We start from the raw sequence: 20,869 nt of genomic DNA on the forward strand, positions 1-20,869 counted from the left end.
CGGGGATGACGCATGTGAAGGCAGCTGCGGGCGACCCGATCGGCGCGTTGCATTTTTTGCAATGGATTCGCTGAAAAACGATGTTTGATAACACACCCGGCGCTTCCTAGAGTCAATCCGGTCGCCGCCCCCTCCCCGCGTTGCCCTGCGGACGGCCCTCCCCCCGCTTCACGAGACCCGCCCGCCGATGGATGTTGCCGTGCCCCCCCTGCCGCTGGATTGCAGCTTCGACGAGGCCGACTGGCAGCGCCTGGCGCAGCACTGGCACGCGGTGGCGCTGAGCAGCGAGGTCGGGCAAGCGCCGTTCAAGGCCACCCTGCTCGACGAGCCGCTGGTGCTGTACCGCAGTGGCGGCGAACTGGTGGTGGCGCGCGATGTCTGCCCGCACCGCGGGGTGCCGCTGAGCAAGGGCACGGCCGATGGCCAGGGCGTGGTGTGCCCGTACCACGGCCTGCGCTTCGGTGCCGGCGGCCGCTGCAACCGCATCCCGGCCAGCCCGACCCAGGCGATCCCGGCGCGGATGCGCCTGCACACCTATGCAGCCACCGAGCGTTACGGGCTGATCTGGGTGTGTCTGGCCAAACCGTCGATCACTTCGGAAGCAGAAATCGATATCCCGCCGATGCCGCACTGGGACGACGAAGGCTTCCAGCAGATCAACTGCCCGGGGTTCGATATCGGCGGCTCGGCCGCGCGCCAGCTGGAAGGCTTCATCGACGTCTCCCACTTCGCCTGGATCCACACCGGCACCTTCGCCGATCCGGACAATCAGGAAGTGCCGCAGTACGCCGTCAGTGAACGCCACGGCGGTTTCGACGCGGACTACTACAGCACCGTCAGCAACTACTCCGCCGATTCGGGTCGGCCGGTGCCGCCGGGCTATCTGTGGCTGCGTCGCTTCGAGGTGCACGTGCCGTTCACCGCGACGCTGACGATCCACTTTCCCAACGACGGCGAGCGGCTGGTGATCATGAATTGCGCCTCGCCGGTGTCCAAGCACAAGACCCGCCTGCTGGTGCCGATCGCGCGCAACTTCGATCTGGAGGTGCCGGTGGAGGCGGTGCACGCGTTCAACCATCGCGTGTTTGCCGAGGACGCGGAGATGGTCGAGGCGCAGAAGCCCGAGTATCTGCCGCTGGATCCGCTGCTGGAGATCCACATCCCCGCCGACCGCAGCTCGATCGCCTACCGGCGCGCGCTGCGCGATCAGGGCTACGGCGATTTCTTCCTGCGCTGAGATGACCATGACGACGAGTCCGCTGCAGGAAGTCCGCATCGCCACCGTGGCCGACGAAGGCCACGGCCAGCGCGCGCTGCGCCTGGAACCGCTGCACGGTGCGCTTCCGGCCTTCGAAGCCGGCGCGCACGTGGACGTGCACCTGCCCGACGGGCTGGTGCGCCAGTACTCGATCGCCAGCGCGCCGCAGCAGCGCGACCACTATCTGCTGTGCGTGCGCCGCACCGACGATTCGCGCGGCGGCTCGCGCCAGTTGTGCGGCAGTGTCACGCCCGGCGACCGGCTGCGGATCTCGGCGCCGCGCAATCTGTTCGCGCTGCGCACCGGCACGCGTCAGGTGCTGATCGCCGCCGGCATCGGCATCACGCCGCTGCTGTCGATGGCCGAGGCGCTGGACGCGCGCGGCGAGCAATTCGTACTGCATTACTACGTGCGCCACCGCGGGCAGATCGCCTTCGCCGCGCGGCTGCGACAGGGCTTCACGCATGGTCGGGTGCTGCTGCATGCCAGCGCCGACGGTGCCAGCCCGCGCACGCATGTGCCGGTGGAAATCCGTGCGGCAACTTCGCGCGATCAGCTGTACCTGTGCGGGCCGGCGCCGTTCATGGACCGCTTCGCGGCGCTGGCGGGCGGCTTCGGCTGGTCGCCGGCGCAGGTGCATCGCGAGCACTTCGGCGCGGTCGCGCGGGCAGCGGACGGGGAGCGTCCGTTCGACGTCGAACTCGCCCGCAGCGGCCGGGTCGTGACGGTGCCGGCGCAGGTCAGCATCGCCCAGGCGCTGCGGGCTGCGGGGATCGCCGCGCCGGTGTCTTGCGAACAGGGGATTTGCGGGGCCTGCCTGACCGGGGTGCTGGGCGGCGAGCCGGAACATCGCGACAGCGTGCTGGGCGAGGCCGAGCGCTGCGCCGGGCGGCAGGTGGCGCTGTGCTGTTCGCGCAGCCGCTCGCCCCGGCTGGTCCTCGATCTGTAGCGCTGCAAGGGGTTGCGATAGGGGGATACACCTAGCTTAGCCCCTTGTTGGTGCGTTCGCGCCACCCTTTGGTGCATTGCAACATTGTCATGTTAAAGATTCGTCACGCCCTGCAAAATGGAGGCTTGCAAGTGTTCCCGCAGGACGCGGGTTTCTCTCCCGATCGCTCCTGTGAGACCCCATGAAAGCAGTCGTGCTTCGTCCTGTCGTTCGTCCTTCCTGCAGCTGCACGGCCGGGAAGGCGTGATGGCCATCCCACGTTTTGATCTTGCCGGCGCCGGCACCACTACGCGTACCGAACTGCTGGCCGGGCTGACCACCTTCCTGACGATGTCCTACATCGTCTTCGTCAATCCCGACATCCTCGCCTCGACCGGCATGGACCATGGCGCGGTGTTTGTCGCCACGTGCCTGGCGGCGGCGATCGGCTCGGCGCTGATGGGACTGCTCGCCAACTATCCGGTCGGTGCCGCACCGGGAATGGGGCTCAACGCGTTCTTCGCCTTCACCGTGGTCGGCACGCTCGGCTACAGCTGGCAGCAGGCGCTGGGGCTGGTGTTCGTCTCGGGCTGCCTGTTTGTATTGCTCACGTTGACCGGCGCACGGCGCTGGCTGGTGGATGGCATTCCGCCAGCGCTGCGCAGCGGTATCGCCGCCGGCATCGGCTTGTTCCTGGCTTTCATCGGTCTGCAGAAGGCCGGGCTGGTGGTGGCAAGCCCGGCCACGCTGGTGACGCTGGGCGATCTGCACAAGCCCGAGCCGCTGCTGGCGCTGGCCGGACTGGCGTTGATCGCCATCCTCGATCTTCGGCGCGTGCGCGGCGCGATCCTGCTCGGCATCCTGGCGATCACTGCGAGCGCGGCCGCGCTCGGGCTGGTGCACTGGCATGGCCTGCTGGCGTGGCCGCCGAGCCTGGCGCCGACCTTCCTCAAGCTCGATATCGCCGGCGCGTTGCAGGGGCATGGTGCCGGCTCGGCGCTGGCAGCGGTGCTGCACGTGGTGCTGGTGTTCGTGCTGGTGGAGGTGTTCGACGCCACCGGCACGCTGATGGGTGTGGCCAAGCGCGCCGGTCTGCTCGGCACGCCAGTGCAGCAGCAACGCTTCAACCGTGCGCTGTTCGCCGACAGTGGCGCGATCCTGGCCGGCTCGCTGCTGGGTACGTCCAGCACCACTGCCTATATCGAGAGCGCGTCCGGCGTGCAGGCCGGCGGCCGCACCGGGCTGACCGCGCTGACGGTGGCCGCGCTGTTCCTGCTTGCGCTGCTGTTCTCGCCACTCGCGGCGATGGTGCCGGCCTATGCGACCGCACCGGCGCTGATCTATGTGGCGGCCTCGATGCTGCGCGAGCTGGTCGATGTCAGCTGGGCCGATCTCAGCGAATCCCTGCCGGCGGCGCTGTGCGCGCTGGCGATGCCGCTGACTTATTCGATCGCCGATGGTCTGGCGCTGGGTTTCCTGGCTTACGCGGTGCTCAAGCTCGGTTCCGGGCGCTGGCGCGAAGTGCATCCGGCGAGCTGGGCGATCACTGCGCTGTTCGTGCTGCGGCATGCGTTGCAGTGAGTTTCGACATCTGTGGGAGGGACTTCAGTCCCGACGGATGGCCGAGAAGGCTCGTCGGGACTGAAGTCCCTCCCACAGAAGAATCCCCTCCCCTTTTTAGATTGCGTCCCTGCCCCATGCACCTGCGTTCCGCATTACTCACCACGTTGCTGCTCAGCACCGCCCTGCCCGTCTCGGCGCGTACCGCCACGCCGGCAACGACACCGGCCGCGCGTGAGCAGCAGGTCGCGCTCGCGATGCAGAAGATCGCCGACAAACCGGCGCAGCTGCGCGCGTTCCTGCAGGCGATGCCGAAGGGTGGTGACCTGCACAACCACACGGGCGGCTCGACCTACGCCGAGGACTTCCTGCGCTGGGCCGATGCCGACGATTTCTGCGTCAATCTGGCCGATCACGCGCTGCGCCCGCCGCCGTGCGGTGCAGAACAGGCACCGGCACGTGGCTTGGCCGCACGCGATCCGGCGCTGTACGCACGCACGGTCGATGCGCTGTCGATGCGCAACTTCGTGCCTACGCCGGGCAAACCATCCGGCCACGACCAGTTCTTCTCGACATTCTCCCGCTTCGGCCCGGTCGGCAAGGTGCGCCGTGCCGAGGTCATCGCCACCACGCTGGAGCAGGCCGCGCGCGATCACGTTGGCTACGTCGAGCTGATTGCCAATCCCGAGCAGACCGATGTGGTCGGCAAGCGCATGCAGGCGCTGGACTGGAACGGCGATGACTACGCCGCCGATCTGGCGCGCCTCCAGGCCGAGCTGCCGGCGCAGGTCGAGGCCGCGCGCGCCGACACCGCGCGCACCGATGCGCGGGTGCGCGAGCTGCTGCGCTGTGACCAGGCCGATGCCTCGCCGGCCTGCGCGGTCGAGTACCGCTACATCACCTACGTGCTGCGCACGCTGCCGCAGCCGTTCGTGTTCGGGCAGATGGCGTTGAACTACGCGCTGGTCGCGGCCGGAAACAACCGCTACGTCGGCGTCAACATCGTCGCGCCGGAAGACGACGCGGTGGCGCGCACCGACTACCGCACGCACATGGCGATGTTCCGCTTCTTCTCGGCGCGCCATCCCGAGGTGAAGCTGACCCTGCATGCCGGCGAGCTGGCGCTGGGGCTGGTGCCGCCGGCCGATCTGCGCTTCCACATCCGCGAGGCGGTCGAGGCCGGTGCGAGCCGTATCGGCCACGGTGTCGATCTGCCGTTCGAGGATGATCCGCAGGGCCTGCTGCGCACGATGCGCGAGCGCCAGGTCGCGGTCGAGATCAACCTGACCAGCAACGATGTGATCCTCGGCGTGCGCGACGGCGCGCATCCGTTGTCGATGTATCTCGCCGCCGGCGTGCCGGTGGTGCTGTCCACCGATGACGAAGGCGTCTCGCGCAGCGACATGACCCACGAGTACCAGCGCGCGGTGCAGGAACAGCATCTGGGCTACGCCACGCTCAAGCGGATCGCGCGCAACGGCATCCATTACGCGTTCCTGCCCGGCGAAAGCCTGTGGCAGGCCGACGGCCGCGTCGCACCTGTCTGCGCCGCCGCGCTGAACGGTGCTCGCGCGCCGGACGCTAACTGCCGCGCATTGCTTGAGCGCAGCGACAAGGCCCGCGTGCAGTGGCAGCTGGAACAGGACTTCACCCGCTTCGAAGATGCCGTGCTGAAGCAGAGCCCGGCCGCATGAACTTCGTCCGCGCGCTCGGCTGGTTGCTTGCCTGCTGGCTGACGGCGCTGCCGGTGTGCGCGTTCGCCGCCACGTCGGCAGCGCCGCGGCTGGTGATCATCGATGACGATATCGATGGCTTCAATCCGGCCCAGCTGATGTTGCTGCAGGCGCCCGACGTGAAGGTGCTCGGCATCTGCACGGTCAGCGGCAACGCCTGGCGCGACGCCGAACTGGCGCATGCGCGGCGCCTGCTGGAAATCGCCGGTCATCCGGAGATTCCGGTGCTGCCGGGCGCGGTCTATCCGCTGCTCAATTCCGAAAAAGCCACCGAACGCTGGGAAGCGCTGTACGGCAAGCTGGTGTGGAAGGGCGCGTGGACCAAGCGCTGGGTCGAAGATACCCAGCAGAGCGATCCGCGCTATCACGCTCACGATGTCGTGCCGGATCTGGCGCTGGGCAATCCGAGCGTGGTCAAGGCCGCCAGCGAGCCGGCGGCGATGTTCATGCTGCGCATGGTCCGCCAGTACCCCGGCCAGGTCAGTATCGTCGCCACCGGCCCGCTGACCAATCTGGCGCTCGCGCAATCGCTGGACCCGCAGTTCGCCTCGCTGGCGAAGGAGCTGGTCTACATGGGCGGCAGCCTCAATCCGCAGCAGCGCCTGGACGGCGTATCGGCGCGGCAGTTCGCGCGTGAGTTCATCAACTCGCCGCGCCGCGAGTTCAACATCCGCTGGGATCCTGAAGCGGCCAGCATCGTGATGCGCGCGCCGTGGAAGAAGATCGTGATGGTGCCGGTCGATCCGTCCACCGCCACCGAATTGAGCGCGCCGCTGCTGGCGCGGATGACCACCTCCGGCACGCCGATCGCGCAGGCATTGGCGCGACGCGAGACCGGCTTTCCGATGTGGGACGAACTGGCGGTCGCGGTGTGGCTGGATCCAAGCCTGATCGCCCGCGCCGACACGCTCTACGTCGATACCAACACCGAGTTCGCGGCCAGCTACGGCGACATCCTGTCGTGGGCGCCCGGCTATCAGCCCGAACTCGATGACCACGAACCGGAGCAGGTCGTGCGCGAGGTCGATGTCGTCGGCGTCGAGACGCTGATGGTCGAGCTGCTCAATCGTCCGCAACCGCCTTCGCTCGGCCGGCCGTTGCCGGCGTTGCGTCCCGACTGACGCCCTCCACGCCCAGGAACCGCCATGCCCGCGCCCCGCCTCCGTCGTCTGCTGTCGCTGTTCCTGCTGCTCCCTGTCCTGGCCAGCGCGGCGGTGCCGCCCGCACCGGAGCCGGCGCGCAGGATCCCGGTCAACGTGGTCGTGGTGGCCAACTTCGAGAACGGCGCCGACAGCGGCGACAAGCCGGGTGAGTACCAGTTCTGGGTCGAGCGTGATCACCTCGACGAACGCATCGCGGTACGCGGCGCCGAGCGCGGGGTGCGTCGCAACGCGCAGGGCGAGTACGGCCTGCTGCTGGCGGACATGGACGCGTTCGTGCTCGATCCGCGCTTCGATCTGAGCCACGCCTACTGGCTGTTCACCGGCATCTCCGGCGGTGATCCGAACCTGCTTTCGGTCGGCAGCGCGGCGTGGGCGCGCTGGGTCGTCAACGGCGACCAGCTGCGCGAATTCGACGACCGCGAGATTCCCGCCGACTGGCCCTACGGCCTGTTCGCGATCGGCGCGCTCAAGCCGAACACCTTGCCCAGCGATCCCAACGGTTTCGGCAGCGTCGAAAGCGCCGACCAGCTGGGCATGGCGTGGAAGCTCAATCCCGGCCTGGTCGGCTGGGCCTATGCGATGACCCGCGACATCGCGATTCCGGATGATCCGGTGCTGGCCGAACGGCGCAAGGCCTGGGCCGGCTTTCCCGAAGCACAGAAGCCGCCGCGCGTGCTGCTCGGCGAGACCCTCGGCAGCAAGCGTTACTGGCACGGTTCGATGCGCAATCGCTGGGCCGAGGACTGGGTGAAGCTGTGGACCGGCGGCCAGGGCCGCTTCGCCATGACCAACATGGAAAGCCAGAACGCCGCCGAGCGTGTCGAGCGCTACGCCAGGCTCGGCCTGCTCGATGCGCAGCGCGTGCTGGTGCTGCGCACCGCCAGCAATCCCTCGATGCCGCCGCCGGGGCAAGACCCGCTCGCGACCATCGGCGATGAAACGCCCGGCCAGATCGCCGCCTACGAAGCCAACTACCGCGTCGGCGCGCCGGTCGTGCGCGCGTTGCTGGCCGGCTGGCACCAGTACCGCGACACGCCACCGAGCACGCCACTGCCCACACCTTGATCGACCCAGGACGAATGACTGTCACGGCTCACGGAAGGCCTCGCAACACGGTTGCACCGCAGTTCTCCAGCTCTTCCGCACTTCATCCCACCACAGGCATATCCCAATGAAGACCACGCTCCTGGCCCTCGCCGTCAGTTCCGCGCTGTATATCCCGATGCAGGCCCATGCCCAGTCGCAGAGCGACGACAGCACCACCACCGCATCGGCACGCACCAGCGTCACCACCACGTCCAACACCACCAATTCCAACGCCACCAAGCGCGTGCAGCAGCTCGACGCGGTGCAGGTCAGCGGCCAGGTCGAGTCGCTGGGCGGCGGCAACATGCAGGTCCAGGTCGCACCCAAGGCGGTCTCCACGATCGGTCGCGAGGCGATCCTCAAGACCGTGCCGGGCGCCAACTTCACCCAGATGCTGAGCAGCATCCCCGGCGCGATCTCGGCCACCAACGACGTCACTGGCCTGAACGATGGCAACTTCACCGTGCGCGGCTTCCCGGCCAACGAAGTCGGCGTGACCGTCAACGGCGTGCCGATCAACGACAGCGGCAACTACGCGATGTACGCCACCGAGTACGGCGACACCGAGAACATGGGCGACATCACCGTCGAGCAGGGCTACCCGAGCGTCACCTCGCCGGTGATCGGCGCGGCCGGCGGCAACATCGCCTGGGTCACCATCGACCCGACCCACCAGGCCGGCGTGGACTTCAGCCAGAGCCTGGGCAGCAACAACTACAAGCGCACCTTCGTGCGCTACAACACCGGCGACATCGGCCCGGTGCGTTCGTGGATCTCGTACTCGCACAACGAGACCGACCTGTGGCGCGGTGCCGGCCAGTCGAAGGTGACCAAGGTCGACGGCAAGTCGGTCTGGACCATCGACGACGGCAACTCGATCACCGCCTCGCTGCAGTACAACCGCGAGGTCAAGAACAACTACCGCGCCCTGACCAAGAGCCAGATCGCGCAGTACGGCTACCACTACGGCTACGTGAAGTCCTACCAGTCCAGCAACGCCGGTGACTGGGTCGGCACCGAGGTCAACCCGTTCACCAGCGCGATCTTCAGCCTGGATGGCGAGTTCACCCTGAGCGACACCCTGCACGTGTCGGTGGTGCCGTACTTCGTCTACGGCTACGGCGGCGGCAGCTACGGTTATGCCAACACCTACGTGTTCTTCACCTCCGACACGTTCCGCCCGGGCATCCACGTCAAGTTCAAGCAGGACTTCGGCCTGAACGACAGCCTGGAGTACGGCTTCCTGGCCGAGCGTCCGCGCCAGCAGGGTTCCAACGTCTACATCCCCGCCGACAGCCAGGGCAACCCGGTCGACATCTGGGGCCACGACAGCGCGTACTACTACAAGAACGCCAACGGCACGCCGAAGATCGCCTACAAGTTCTACTCGACCACGCCGACCTACCGCGCCTTCGCCACCAACACCTGGACTCCGAACGACCAGTGGACCGTCACCCTCGGCGGCGCCTACACCTCGGTCACACGCAAGGGCTGGTATTCGACCTGGCCGGACTCGGACCTCGGCATCAAGTCCACCGCGTCCTCCAGCGAGCTGTATGCCTCCGGCTCGCGCACCTACAAGAAGTTCACCCCGACCGGCGGTCTGAAGTTCCAGCTCGACGACCACAACCAGTTCTACCTCGGCGTCGGCCAGACCTATCGCGCGCCGATCAACACCTCCGCCCTGTACGACTTCTGGGGCGCGGCCTATGCACAGGCTTCGGGCAAATCAGTGTCGATCAGCGATGCCGAGCCGGAGAAGGCGACCACGGTCGACCTGGGCTGGCGCTTCTACGGTGACAAGCTGAGCGCGTCCGTCGACGCCTACACGACCGACTTCAAGAACAAGCAGTTCAGCGGCACCGACCCGGCCACCTCGGCGCCGGTGTACTTCTCGCTGGGTCAGGTGAAGATGCGCGGCGTCAACGGCGAGCTGAGCTACAAGTTCGACGACGCCTGGTCGGTCTACACCTCCTACGCGCACACCACGGCGGAGATGCAGGACAACCTCACCCTCGGCACCACCACCTACCTGACCTCGGGCAAGACACTGGTCAACGTGCCGAAGAATTCCGGCTATGCGTCGGTGAACTACAACCAGGGTCCGTTCTGGGCCAGCCTGAGCAGCACCGTGCAGAGCGGCATCTGGGGCACCTTCAACAACGCGGCCGGCTCGTACGCGGGCGGCTTCGCGGTGCTCAACCTCAACGGCGGCTGGAACTTCCAGGACTTCGGCGGCCTGAAGAAGCCGTACCTGAAGGTCAACCTGTTCAACATCGGCAACCGCCAGGCGCTGAACTACTCGGCCACCACCTCGCTGGCGACCACCGCCACGTCGGCCACCTGGCAGCTGCTGCAGGACCGCACCGTGATGGTGACCTTCGGCGGTTCGATCGCGCTGTAAGAACCCCCTCGTCGCCCCCGCGCAGGCGGGGGCCCAGCGACTTTCGCCCAGGAAGTACAAAGGCACTGGATCCCCGCTTACGCGGGGATGACGAAGTTCATACCCCCGGTCATCCGCGCCATGCATGGGTGACCGGGCTTTTTCGACCCGGTACGCTGTGGCGCGCCCCTTTCCTGGTTATGCAATGTCCGAATCGCAACACCCCGCTTCCGGCAAGCGCCTCGTGATCCTCGAGGACGACATCGACGGTTTCACCCCCGCCCAGTTGCTGTTGCTGCAATCACCCGACGTCGAGGTGCTCGGCATCTCCGCAGTGAGCGGCAACATCTGGCGCGACGAAGTGCTCGCCCACACCTGCCGCCTGCTCGAACTGGCCGGCCGCCCCGACATCCCGGTATTGCCCGGCCCGGTGTTCCCGCTGCTCAATTCCGAAGCCGCCACCGAGCGCTGGGAAGCGCTGTACGGCAAGCTGGTGTGGAAGGGCGCGTGGACCCGGCAGTGGATCGACGCCGACACCGTGCAGACCTCACCGCGCTACCACGCCCATGACGTCGTGCCCGACCTCGCACTCGGCAATCCGAGCGTGGTGCGTCCCTCCGACGAACACGCCGCGCTGTTCATGCTGCGCATGGTCCGCCAGTACCCCGGCCAGGTCAGCATCGTCGCCACCGGCCCACTGACCAATCTCGCGCTTGCCCAATCGCTGGATCCGCAATTCGCCACGCTGGTGAAGGAACTGGTCTACATGGGCGGCAGCCTCAACCCAAAACGCCAGCGCGACAGCGTGTCGGCGCATCAATTCGCCCGCGAATTCGTCAACTCACCGCGCCGCGAATTCAACATCCGCTGGGACCCGGAAGCGGCCCGCATCGTGCAGCGCGCGCCGTGGAAGAAGATCGTGATGGTCCCGGTCGATCCCTCCACCGCCACCGAGCTGACCGCCGATCTGGTCGCCCGCATCGGCGCCGCCGACACCACCATCGGCCACACCCTGCGCCGCCGCGAACCGGGCTTCCCGATGTGGGACGAACTGGCCACGGCCGTATGGCTGCACCCCGAGCTGGCCACCGTCACCGAGACGCTCTACATCGACACCAACACCGAATTCGGCCCCGGCTACGGCGACACCTTGTCGTGGGCACCCGGCTACCAACCAGGGCTGGGCGAACAAGCGCAGACCGTGGTGCTGGAGATGGACGTGGCCGCGATGGAAGCGTTGCTGGTCGAACGGCTGACCGCGGCACATCCACCGTCGGTGGGCGCGCCGTTGCCAGTATCGTGAGGCCGCCCGCTGTTGCTGTTGCTGTTGCTGTTGCTCGTGATTTTGCTTTTGCTCTTCGCTCTTCAGGGGCCCCCATCCGCAGCGACGGAGCCGGCGGGAAAAACCCGAAGGGCGACGCACATGGATGTGCGTCGTTTTCTGCCGCGGCATGGATGCCGCGTCAGAAAATCCCGCTGGCGCAGTGAACCCGTAGCGCAGCGAAGGGCGCGAGGACTGGGGCGTGCTTTCTTTGGGTTACCTTTCTTTGCACGAGCAAAGAAAGGTGACTCGCTCCGAAGGAGCGAAAGCTGTTGCTGTTGCTTCAATCAATAGACTCGAAACGTCACAGGTAAAGCCCCATCGCGGCTGAAGCCGCTCCTACAAACAAAAGAACCAAGCTTCAAAGAAGAGGCCACGATGCAGATCCCCGTCGAATACCAACCCGGCATCCAGCGCAACACGGACCTGCTCAACGGCTACGCGCAGCTACTGCACGACTTCACCCCACCACCCGCCAACGCAAACCCACAACCCCCCAGCCAGATCGCCAAGATCACCCAGGCCACTCGCACCACAACCGGCCAAGCGCAAGCCCACACCGAACAAACCCTCGCGCACATCGCCACAGCCAATCCCGCGCTGAGCGCCTTCACCCGCATCCTCCCCGAACGCGCCCACGCCGATGCCACCCGCGTGCAGGCCGCGCTGGACAGCCACCGCGACGGCGGCCCACTCGCCGGCGTCCCGTTCGCAGTGAAAGACCTGTTCGACGTCGCTGGCCTGCCGACCACCGCCGGCGCCGCGATCCGCGCCGACGCAGCGCCCGCCACGCATGACGCACCGCTCGTCCAACGCCTGATCGAAGCCGGCGCGATCCTGGTCGGCACCACCAACATGGACGAGTTCGCCTACGGCTTCGCCACCGTCAACGCCCATTACGGCACCACCCGCAACCCGCACGACAGCACGCGTCTGGCCGGGGGCTCCTCCGGCGGCTCGGCCGCGGCGGTCGCCGCCGGACTGGTGCCGTTCGCACTCGGCTCGGACACCAACGGCTCAATCCGCGTGCCGGCCGCACTGTGCGGCATCTATGGCCTGCGCCCAAGCCACGGCAGCCTGCCGCTGGAGGGCGTGTTTCCATTCGTCGAAGCCTTCGACGTCGCCGGCCCGTTCGCCACCAGCGTCGCCGACCTGCGCGTCGTGCACGAAGCCATGGCCGGCACCTCGCTGCCGGATCGCGATGCCTCCACCCTGCGCATCGCCCGTCTCGGCGGCTGGTTCGCACGCAATCTCGATCCCGAACTTGCCGCCGGCCTCGATGCACTCGCCGCCCATCTCGACATCGCCACCACCCGCGACCTGCCCGACGCACAACGCTCACGCGCCGCCGCATTCGTGATGACCGCAGCCGAAGGCGGATTCCGCCACCGCGCCGCGCTCGCCACGCATGCCGCCGGTTTCGATCCCGCCACCCGCGACCGCCTGTTCGCCGGTCTGCAACTGCCCGCTGCGGTGATCGCCGACGCGCATCGCTTTGCCGAATGGTTCAAGCACGCGATGGACCAGCTGTGGGATGAAGTCGACGTCCTGATCGCGCCCGCCGTGCCCTGCGTGGCGCCGCGTATCGATCAGGAAACCATCGTCATCGATGGCCAACCGGTCTCCGCGCGCGCCAACCTCGGGATCCTGACCCAACCGCTCGGACTGGCCCGCTGCCCGGTGCTGGCGGCACCGCTCAAACGTCCCGGCAAGTTGCCGCTGGGCGTGCAGTTGATCGCCGCACCTGGCCGCGAAGATCGCCTGTTTGCGCTCGCCGCGCAGCTCGAACACGATGGCCTGATCGGCTACAGCGCACCGGAGGCGACACGCTGATGCTGCACACCTTGCGCGCCCGCCGCGGCCTCGTCGTCGCGCCCCACCACCTCGCCGCGCAGGCCGGCCGCGACGTGCTGCGCGATGGCGGCAGCGCTGTCGAAGCCGCCGTCGCCACCGCCGCATGTCTGGCGGTGGTCTACCCGCACATGACCGGCATCGGCGGCGACGGTTTCTGGTTGATCCGCGAACCGGACGGGCGCGTCCACGCGATCGACGCCTGCGGCCGCGCTGCGCAGGCCGCCACGCTGGATTTCTACGCCGGTCAGGACACGATTCCCTGGCGCGGCCCCGGCGCCGCCAACACCGTCGCCGGCACCATTTCCGGCTGGGCACTCGCACTTGCCGACCAGGAGCAGCGCCTGCCGCTGTCACGGCTGCTGGAAGACGCGATCCACCACGCGCGCAGCGGCGCACCGGTCACCGCCGGCGGCGCCCACATCGCCGCCGCGAAAAGCGCGGAACTGCGCGCGCAGCCCGGGGCCTACGCGCAGGTGTTCGAACCTGCAGGCCATCCGTTGCGCGAAGGCGAACTGCTGACGCAACCCACGCTCGCCGCCACGCTGGAACGCCTGGCCGAGGCCGGTCTCGACGACTACTACCGCGGCGAACTCGCGCACGCCATCGCCGCCGACCTCGCCGCACTCGGCAGCCCGCTCACGCTCGCCGACCTGCACGCGCATCACGCCGAGGCCAGCACGCCGCTGCATGTACGCGTACGCAACGCCACGCTCTACAACCACGCTCCACCGACGCAGGGCCTGGCCTCGCTGCTGATCCTCGCCCTGTTCGATCGCCTCGAGGCCGACACCGGCGACAGCTTCGCGCATCTGCACGGGCTGATCGAAGCGACCAAACAGGCATTCCTGGTGCGTGATCGCGAGGTCGGCGATCCCGCGTACATGACGCTCGATCCGCAAGCCCTGCTCGACGACAACGCTGTGCTCGACACACTCGCCGCACGCATCGACCCACGGCACGCATTGCCATGGCCGCAACCCTCGCAAGCCGGCGATACCGTCTGGTTCGGCGCGATCGACCACGAAGGCCGCGCGGTCAGCTGCATCCAGTCGACCTACTTCGAATTCGGCTCCGGCCTGGTGCTGCCGCGCACCGGCATCGTCTGGCAGAACCGCGGCTGCAGTTTCCGCCTCGCACGCGACGGCTGGAACGCACTCAAACCCGGCCGCAAACCATTCCACACCCTCAACCCGGCACTGGCCGTATTCGACGACGGCCGCGTGATGAGCTACGGCACCATGGGCGGCGAAGGCCAGCCGCAGACCCAGGCGGCCGTGTTCACCCGCTACGCCCGCTTCGGCATGCCGCTGCAACGGGCCATCACCGCACCCCGCTGGCTGCTCGGCCGCACCTGGGGCGAGGACAGCACCTCACTCAAGCTCGAAAACCGCTTCGATCCCGCCGTGGTACAGGCCTTGCGCGACGCCGGCCACAGCGTCGAGCTGCTGCCGGCATTCACCTCGGTGATGGGACACGCCGGCGCATTGGTGCGCGAGGCCGACGGCACGCTGTCCGGCGCCGCCGATCCGCGCAGCGACGGCGCGGTAGCCGGGTGGTAGACGACACCATGACCCGTAGGAGCGGCGTCAGCCGCGATGAAGCGTTACCGGTAAAGCCCCATCGCGGCTGATGGCCCTAGGCCACCCAGAGCCGCTCCTACCAACCGCGCACGAGCACGCCGCTCAGTAGCTCTGCGTGCGGGCCGGTGGGCGCTCCTGCTGCTCCTGCCGCTGTGCCTGGTCGTAGCTGCTCACTGCATGCTGCTGTTCGGCCTGATAGGCACTTTCCCGTAGTGCTGGTGCGGGGGCGTTGGCATCCACCTGCGCACGAAAGCCGGGGGTCTTGCCTGCGACGAAGATCTGGTCGTTATGCAAGGCCACGGAGCCGAGCTGATCGGGACGTTCGATACCGGCCTTCTTCGCCGCCACCAGCGTTTCGGCGACCTTCGCATCCGAGACGGAACCTGGAAGCTGGCTGCGCAAGGCATCGAAATAGGCCCGGTCGGGATGACGTTCCGGAAACCGCTCCCTGGATTGATCCTGGATCCTCGCAACGTCGCGATTGATCCTGTCCACGTCGTCCTTGTCGACCAGCTCGCGTTGCGGATGTCCGCTCGGAAGCTGCAATCTCGCATCGTCCGGATAGAGCTGCCTGAGCCGGGAATCGGTCAGCCCGGTGACGAGGTCGCCACGTTTCATTGCGGCGAACGTTTCGCGCGCCAGCGCATCGGCACCCGACGTCTGGTCGCCGATGCGGCGGCCCGCCTCGTTGTTCCACAGATCCATCCGATGCTCGTAGGGATCGTTCGGATGCGCCGGACCGATCTCCGCCTCGTTCCCGTACTTGCGCGCGATCCACTGCTGGCCCAATGCAAGCTGGGTGACGCGTCCACTCGTGTAAGCGTGCCGGAACGCATCCACCTCATCGTTATGACCTTGCGACTGGAAACTTCCATCAGCGCGACGGGCGAGCTGAACACCGCTGTGTTGCTCGTAATACCGATAAGCCTCCTGCTCGATTTCCCGCTTTGCAGCCCTGGGATCGGTAATGTCAACCATGGTCAGCGTCCTTGTGCCGCCTTCTGGAATTCGATCGGCCCGTCGTAGCCGGGATATTTCTTCTTGATGAGGATGCGTTCGCCCGGCGAAACGCAGACGTCCTCCAGCGAGTTCGGCACGTAGCCCTCGTCGACGAAGAATTCCTCGTAGGGCAGCGAGAGCACCTTCTCGCTCGCGTCATGCTTGAACTTCAGCTGCAACGCATCGTGGCGCTCGAAGCACAGCGAGCCCCAGGGGAAGTCCGTCAACTTGCCCGCTTCGACCACCACGGAATCGCGTCCGGCCAGGAGCGAGTCGACGCGTTGGACGAACTGTGCCTTCGAAAGACTGGATTCGGTCATGGTGCATCCTGCAAGCAGAAAGAACGGGAAAACATGCAAGAAAGATGACAGCCGTCGCGGCATGGTCATCGGTGTGGCTCCTTCCAGCGGTTCCAGTGCCTTGTACCGCAGAGGCCGGACCACGGCAACAGATCGCCGGCATCGGTTGGACAGTCGATCCACACCACCGCAGGGCATCGCGATGAGTATGCCTCCGCGATCATTCACCTGAGCGCGCGCCCTCTCCTGCTTTGCCCGCGGCAAGCCGATGCTCTACCATCCCGCCTCGCGCGCGCCACCCCGGTCTTCGGGGAATGTTGTGATCCGGCGATTGTCCTTATCCCGTTTTGCTTACTAGCCAGCCGACATCGATGCCCGGGCGGATATTGCCCGGAGCAGCCTCGACCTTCGACATGACAAGCAAGCAAACCGGAGCGCAACCATGCGTGTGTCACGATCCCTGAAGCCAGCCTCCCGGCATCCCTCTCCCGTGCTGCCACGATGCGTGCGGCAGGCTCTTGGACTGACCGCGGCGAGCCTGCTGGCCGTCACGACGGCGCATGCCGAGTCGGACCCGTCGGAGCCGGTCAAGCAGCTTTCCACCGTGGTGGTGAACGCGGACAGCGGCGACCAGGGCCAGCTCGCCCGGGATGGACGCGCCGGGCTGCTGGGCGACAAGGGCGTGATGGACATGCCCTTCAGCATCAGCGGCTACACCTCCAGGCGCATCGAGAACCAGCAGGCCGTCACGTTGGCGGAGGTGTTGAACAGTGATCCCTCGACGCGGTTCACCGGGCAGCGGGGCGGTGTCACCGATTCCTTCTTCATCCGGGGCTTCCCGATCAACGAGGGCAACCTGAGCGAGGTCGCCCTGGATGGGGTGTATGGCGTATCGCCCAACTACCATCTGTTCACCGAGTACCTGGAGCGGGTGGAGGTGCTCAAGGGACCGGCGGCGCTGCTCTACGGGATGTCGCCCAACGGCGGCGTGGGCGGTGTCGTCAACGTGGTGCCCAAGCGTGCCACCGGCACGGACGCCACCCGGGTCTCGTTCGACTATGGCTCCGGTTCCCAGGTCGGCAGCGCGGCGGACTACAGCCGGCGCTTCGGCGCCCGGCGGCAGTTCGGGCTGCGCTTCAATGCATTGCATCGCGAAGGTGACACGGCGCTGGACAACCAGCACGCACGCGCCGACGTGGGTGCGCTCTCGCTGGACTACCGCAGCGAGCGGGCACGCACGTCGCTGGACATCATCAGCCAGCACGAGTTCGTCGATGCGCCGACGCGTCCGTTCGTGTTGAGGCAGGGGATCGACGTGCCGGCCGCGCCCGATGGCGAGCGCAACGTCACTCAGGCCTGGGGCTGGTGGAAATCCCGGGACACCTCCGCACTATGGCGTGGCGATTACGCCATCAACGAGGCATTGACCGTCTTCGCCGACGCAGGCGGCACGCGCTCGGACGTGTCGCGCTACTCGGACCAGACCCCGACGATCCTCAACGCCGCAGGCGACACCACCGCGGTGCCGCAGAACTGGAAGTTCGCGATCCGACGCGCCAGCGCGGACGCAGGCCTGCGCGCGAACCTGGCAACCGGACCGGTGCGGCACGCGCTGGTGCTGCAGGTCAACGGCTACCGCGACAGCATCGGCAACGCCGTCAACGCGGGCGTGGCGATGCCGTCCAACATCTATTCGCCCGTCGCGAACCCGGAGCAGGCGGTGGCCGCGCCGGCGCGCGCACGCAAGGTGACCGAGTCGCGACTGTCGAGCGTGGCGCTGGCCGATACGATGAACATGCTGGACGACCGGCTGCAGATCACCCTGGGGCTGCGCCAACAGCGCGTGAGGTCGCAGAACTTCAGCGCCAGCACCGGACAACGCACCACGTCGTACGACGAAAGCGCCGTCACGCCGCTGGCAGGTATCGTCCTGCGCCCGACCGAACATCTGTCGGTCTACGCCAACTACATCGAGGGCCTCAGCAAGGGCGACATCGCACCCTCCACCGCCGCCAACGCCGGGCAGGCATTCGCCCCCTACCGCACCAGGCAGCAGGAGGTCGGCGTGAAGCTGGCATCGGACGGCTGGCTCGCGACGATGGCGCTCTTCAGGATCACCAAGCCCAGCGGACAGCTTTATGGCGCGGTCTATGCGATAGACAGCGAGCAGCGCAACCAGGGCCTCGAACTCAGCGTGTCGTACGAACCCGTCGGCGGCTTCCGCCTGCTGGGCGGGGTGACGCTGCTGGATGCCGAACTGACCCGGACCAGCAGCCCGGCGACCACCGGCAACCGGCCCGTGGGAGTCCCGAAGTGGATGGCCAATGCCGGGGCGGAATGGGATCTGCCGTGGCTGCCCAGCCTCACCTTCACCGGCGCGGTCACCCACACCGGCCAGCAGTACCTGGACCAGGCCAACACCCAATCCCTGCCGGACTGGACCACGTTCGACCTGGGGGCCCGCTACGCGACCCGCATCGCGCAGCACCCGGCGACGCTGCGACTGGGCCTGCTCAACGCCTTCGATCGGCACTATTGGTCGGGCGCGGCGTCCTACGGCACGCTGTCGCTGGGCGCGCCACGGACGACCTACCTGTCCCTATCGGTCGACTTCTAGGAACCCGCATTCCCCGGGGTTTCTCGCCATCCGGTGCGGGCCGTCCCGCGCACCGGATGGCCCGCGCGGGCGCTCGTGGCGATACGCCGGCAGCAGGCGACAGCGACGGGCTCGTTCCGGGCTGCAAGGAACGACACGGTCGGCCTCCACGAATGCAGATTCCGTGCGATGTCCGCCCCATACATCGCTACAGTGAGACTCCCCACGTCCCACTGATGAGCCCCCTCCGATGCTCCCCTCACGTACCGCCGTGCGCGCCCTCGCGCTCCTGCTGCTCTGTAGCCTGCCGCTGTCCGCCTTCGCCAAATCGAGCGGTGCGCCGATCGCGCCACGCGTGCTGGTCATCACCATGTTCGACGGCGAAGCCAAGCCGTGGCTGGAACACGCGCAACTGACCCGCGAGGTGAAGCTGCCGGGGCTGGCGCCGCGCTATCCGGCGGTGCATTGCACCGACGACACCACGCTGTGCATGGTCACCACCGACATGGGCTATGCCAATGCCGCCAGCGTCACCACCACGCTGGTGCTGTCCGAGCGGTTCGACCTGCGCCACAGCTATGTGATCGTCGCCGGCATCGGCGGTATCGATCCGGCCTTTGGCACGCTGGGCTCGGCGCACTGGGCGCGCTACGTGGTCGATGGCGGGCTGACCTATTCGATCGATCCGCGCCAGGCGCCGGCCGGGTGGCCATCGGGCATCCTGGCGCTGGGCTCGTCGCGGCCCGGCGAGAAGGGTGCCTGGGATGCCGGCACCGAGCTGTACCAGCTCGATGAGGCGCTGCTGCAACGCGCGTTCGCGTTGACCCGCAACGTCGAGCTGCTCGACAACGACGCCGCCCGCGCCTATCGCGCACGCTACCCGTCGGCACCGGGCAATGCCGCGCCGCAGGTCAGCATCTGCGATACGCAGTCCTCGGATACCTACTGGCATGGCACGCAGATGGCGGCGGCGATGGCGGCGCAGAACGCACTGGTCAGCGACGGCAAGGCGCGCGTGTGCACCACGCAGATGGAAGACAACGCCACGCTGACCGCACTCAAGCGCGGCGCCGAAGCCGGCCGCGTCGACTTCCAGCGCGTGGCGGTGCTGCGCACCGGCTCCAACTTCGACCGTGAAGCACCGGGCCAGGACGTGGCCGAGTCGCTGCGCGCCAATTCGGGCGGATTCCTGCCAGCGACGACCAATGCCTATCGCGTTGCCGATGCGCTGGCGCAGGTGATCGTGTCGGACTGGACGCACTGGCGCGATGGCGTACCGGGCGCGACGCCATGAACTCGCGCCTGCTGCCCCTGCTGCTGATATCGCTGACGACCGCCGCACACGTCGACGCCGTCGAAGTGATCGGCCATCGCGGCCGCCTGCAACCGACGCAGGTGGAGAACAGCCTGCGTCAGATGCAGATCACCGGCGCGACCGGCTTCGGCGTGGAGATGGATCTGCGCCGCAGCCGCGACGGCACGCTGTGGGTGCTGCACGACGACACGCTCGATCGCAGCACCAGCGGCCACGGCGCGATTGCCGAACGCAGCGACCGCGAACTGGCGCAGGTGCGCCTGCGTGCACCGGACGGACATGTCACCGACGAGCCGCTGCCGCGTTTCGACGCAGTCGCGGCCTGGGCAGCCAAGGCGCCAGAAGTGCGGCTGATGCTGGACCTGAAAGGCGCCACCGCCGCCGAAGTGCGGCCACTGCTGCAGCGTTACCGACTGGCATCGCATTCGATCCTGCTGACCTTCAATCGCGCGCAGGCCACCGAGGCGCTGGACAACGGCGACGGCGCGCCGGTGTCGGTGCTGGTGACGCAGGCGGACGACATCGCCCGCTATCGACAACTGGCAGCGGGACGACCGCTGGCGCTGTATGTACCGCAGCGCTCGGCACCGGAACTGTTCGCAGCCGCGCACGCCAGCGGATTGCACGTCATCAGCGATGCATTGCCGACACAGCAGGGCGAATCGCTGGACGCGCTGGCCGCGCGCGAAGGCTGTGCGAGCTATGCGACGTTCCTGGCGACGCATCCGGCGGACGTGCTGGTATCGGATACGCCGCAATGCGTGACCGCCGGCAACGCCCACCACTGAAACAGC

Annotated in this window: 15 protein-coding genes; 13 read left to right on the top strand and 2 right to left on the bottom strand. The window is 67.4% G+C overall.

All coding sequences use genetic code 11. The features are described 5' to 3' along the window. The first annotated feature begins 199 nt into the window (after window positions 1–199). The 10 genes from AC3WJE_RS10900 (at window position 200) to AC3WJE_RS10945 (ending at window position 14,845) form a co-directional block, all read left to right on the top strand. Window positions 200–1,237 carry a Rieske 2Fe-2S domain-containing protein gene (locus tag AC3WJE_RS10900; protein WP_493730814.1) on the top strand — a complete coding sequence of 346 codons (1,038 nt, stop codon included), beginning with the start codon at window positions 200–202 and terminating at the stop codon, window positions 1,235–1,237. 7 nt (window positions 1,238–1,244) lie between these two features. Then, window positions 1,245–2,207 (top strand): PDR/VanB family oxidoreductase, encoded by a 963-nt coding sequence (locus AC3WJE_RS10905; protein WP_493730815.1) that lies wholly within the window; start codon window positions 1,245–1,247, stop codon window positions 2,205–2,207. A gap of 246 nt (window positions 2,208–2,453) precedes the next feature. Next, entirely contained in the window at window positions 2,454–3,767 is a 1,314-nt protein-coding gene (locus AC3WJE_RS10910) for an NCS2 family permease (protein WP_493730816.1), read from the top strand. Window positions 3,768–3,883: 116 nt separating this feature from the next. Continuing rightward, the gene (locus AC3WJE_RS10915) at window positions 3,884–5,440 is read left to right on the top strand and encodes an adenosine deaminase family protein (RefSeq protein ID WP_493730817.1); all 1,557 of its coding nucleotides are present in this window, start codon (window positions 3,884–3,886) and stop codon (window positions 5,438–5,440) included. Beyond that, the gene (locus AC3WJE_RS10920) at window positions 5,437–6,600 is read left to right on the top strand and encodes a nucleoside hydrolase (protein WP_493730818.1); all 1,164 of its coding nucleotides are present in this window, start codon (window positions 5,437–5,439) and stop codon (window positions 6,598–6,600) included. Before AC3WJE_RS10915 ends, AC3WJE_RS10920 begins: the two co-directional genes overlap by 4 nt. 24 nt (window positions 6,601–6,624) lie before the next feature. Then, window positions 6,625–7,707: a hypothetical protein gene (locus tag AC3WJE_RS10925; protein ID WP_493730819.1), complete on the top strand. Its 1,083-nt coding sequence runs from the start codon at window positions 6,625–6,627 to the stop codon at window positions 7,705–7,707. Window positions 7,708–7,813: 106 nt separating this feature from the next. Continuing rightward, window positions 7,814–10,132, top strand: coding sequence for a TonB-dependent receptor (locus AC3WJE_RS10930; RefSeq protein ID WP_493730820.1), 2,319 nt, complete (start codon window positions 7,814–7,816; stop codon window positions 10,130–10,132). A 184-nt stretch (window positions 10,133–10,316) separates the two neighbouring features. Beyond that, window positions 10,317–11,414 (top strand): nucleoside hydrolase, encoded by a 1,098-nt coding sequence (locus AC3WJE_RS10935; protein ID WP_493730821.1) that lies wholly within the window; start codon window positions 10,317–10,319, stop codon window positions 11,412–11,414. A 396-nt stretch (window positions 11,415–11,810) separates the two neighbouring features. Beyond that, a complete protein-coding gene (locus tag AC3WJE_RS10940; RefSeq protein WP_493730822.1) occupies window positions 11,811–13,265 on the top strand; it encodes an AtzE family amidohydrolase in 1,455 nt (484 codons plus the stop codon). Further along, window positions 13,265–14,845: a gamma-glutamyltransferase family protein gene (locus tag AC3WJE_RS10945; RefSeq protein ID WP_493730823.1), complete on the top strand. Its 1,581-nt coding sequence runs from the start codon at window positions 13,265–13,267 to the stop codon at window positions 14,843–14,845. The genes AC3WJE_RS10940 and AC3WJE_RS10945 overlap by 1 nt, the downstream gene beginning before the upstream one ends. 123 nt (window positions 14,846–14,968) lie before the next feature. Here the strand turns inward: AC3WJE_RS10945 and AC3WJE_RS10950 are convergent, their stop codons facing one another. Next, the gene (locus AC3WJE_RS10950; RefSeq protein WP_493730824.1) at window positions 14,969–15,844 is read right to left on the bottom strand and encodes a DUF6973 domain-containing protein; all 876 of its coding nucleotides are present in this window, start codon (window positions 15,842–15,844) and stop codon (window positions 14,969–14,971) included. Between the two features lie 2 nt (window positions 15,845–15,846). Beyond that, window positions 15,847–16,185, bottom strand: coding sequence for a hypothetical protein (locus AC3WJE_RS10955; RefSeq protein ID WP_493730825.1), 339 nt, complete (start codon window positions 16,183–16,185; stop codon window positions 15,847–15,849). Between the two features lie 469 nt (window positions 16,186–16,654). Between AC3WJE_RS10955 and AC3WJE_RS10960 the strand changes: the two genes are divergently transcribed. The 3 genes from AC3WJE_RS10960 to AC3WJE_RS10970 all read left to right on the top strand — a co-directional run bounded on the left by AC3WJE_RS10960 (window position 16,655) and on the right by AC3WJE_RS10970 (window position 20,863). After that, window positions 16,655–18,781: a TonB-dependent receptor gene (locus tag AC3WJE_RS10960; RefSeq protein WP_493730826.1), complete on the top strand. Its 2,127-nt coding sequence runs from the start codon at window positions 16,655–16,657 to the stop codon at window positions 18,779–18,781. Between the two features lie 229 nt (window positions 18,782–19,010). Then, complete coding sequence (locus AC3WJE_RS10965; protein ID WP_493730827.1) at window positions 19,011–20,054, top strand: purine-nucleoside phosphorylase; 1,044 nt, start codon at window positions 19,011–19,013, stop codon at window positions 20,052–20,054. After that, the gene (locus AC3WJE_RS10970) at window positions 20,051–20,863 is read left to right on the top strand and encodes a glycerophosphodiester phosphodiesterase family protein (RefSeq protein WP_493730828.1); all 813 of its coding nucleotides are present in this window, start codon (window positions 20,051–20,053) and stop codon (window positions 20,861–20,863) included. Before AC3WJE_RS10965 ends, AC3WJE_RS10970 begins: the two co-directional genes overlap by 4 nt. Window positions 20,864–20,869 lie beyond the last annotated feature (6 nt).

It is taken from the genome of Pseudomonas sp. GW821-FHT07E12 (assembly GCF_058986605.1).

Excerpts from the sequence above, each read along its gene's own strand:
- AC3WJE_RS10905 (WP_493730815.1), top strand. The coding sequence starts at position 1,245 with ATGACGACGAGTCCGCTGCAGGAAGTCCGCATCGCCACCGTGGCCGAC.
- AC3WJE_RS10910 (WP_493730816.1), top strand. The coding sequence starts at position 2,454 with ATGGCCATCCCACGTTTTGATCTTGCCGGCGCCGGCACCACTACGCGT.
- AC3WJE_RS10915 (WP_493730817.1), top strand. The coding sequence starts at position 3,884 with ATGCACCTGCGTTCCGCATTACTCACCACGTTGCTGCTCAGCACCGCC.
- AC3WJE_RS10920 (WP_493730818.1), top strand. The coding sequence starts at position 5,437 with ATGAACTTCGTCCGCGCGCTCGGCTGGTTGCTTGCCTGCTGGCTGACG.
- AC3WJE_RS10925 (WP_493730819.1), top strand. The coding sequence starts at position 6,625 with ATGCCCGCGCCCCGCCTCCGTCGTCTGCTGTCGCTGTTCCTGCTGCTC.
- AC3WJE_RS10930 (WP_493730820.1), top strand. The coding sequence starts at position 7,814 with ATGAAGACCACGCTCCTGGCCCTCGCCGTCAGTTCCGCGCTGTATATC.
- AC3WJE_RS10935 (WP_493730821.1), top strand. The coding sequence starts at position 10,317 with ATGTCCGAATCGCAACACCCCGCTTCCGGCAAGCGCCTCGTGATCCTC.
- AC3WJE_RS10940 (WP_493730822.1), top strand. The coding sequence starts at position 11,811 with ATGCAGATCCCCGTCGAATACCAACCCGGCATCCAGCGCAACACGGAC.
- AC3WJE_RS10945 (WP_493730823.1), top strand. The coding sequence starts at position 13,265 with ATGCTGCACACCTTGCGCGCCCGCCGCGGCCTCGTCGTCGCGCCCCAC.
- AC3WJE_RS10950 (WP_493730824.1), bottom strand. The coding sequence starts at position 15,844 with ATGGTTGACATTACCGATCCCAGGGCTGCAAAGCGGGAAATCGAGCAG.
- AC3WJE_RS10955 (WP_493730825.1), bottom strand. The coding sequence starts at position 16,185 with ATGACCGAATCCAGTCTTTCGAAGGCACAGTTCGTCCAACGCGTCGAC.
- AC3WJE_RS10965 (WP_493730827.1), top strand. The coding sequence starts at position 19,011 with ATGCTCCCCTCACGTACCGCCGTGCGCGCCCTCGCGCTCCTGCTGCTC.
- AC3WJE_RS10970 (WP_493730828.1), top strand. The coding sequence starts at position 20,051 with ATGAACTCGCGCCTGCTGCCCCTGCTGCTGATATCGCTGACGACCGCC.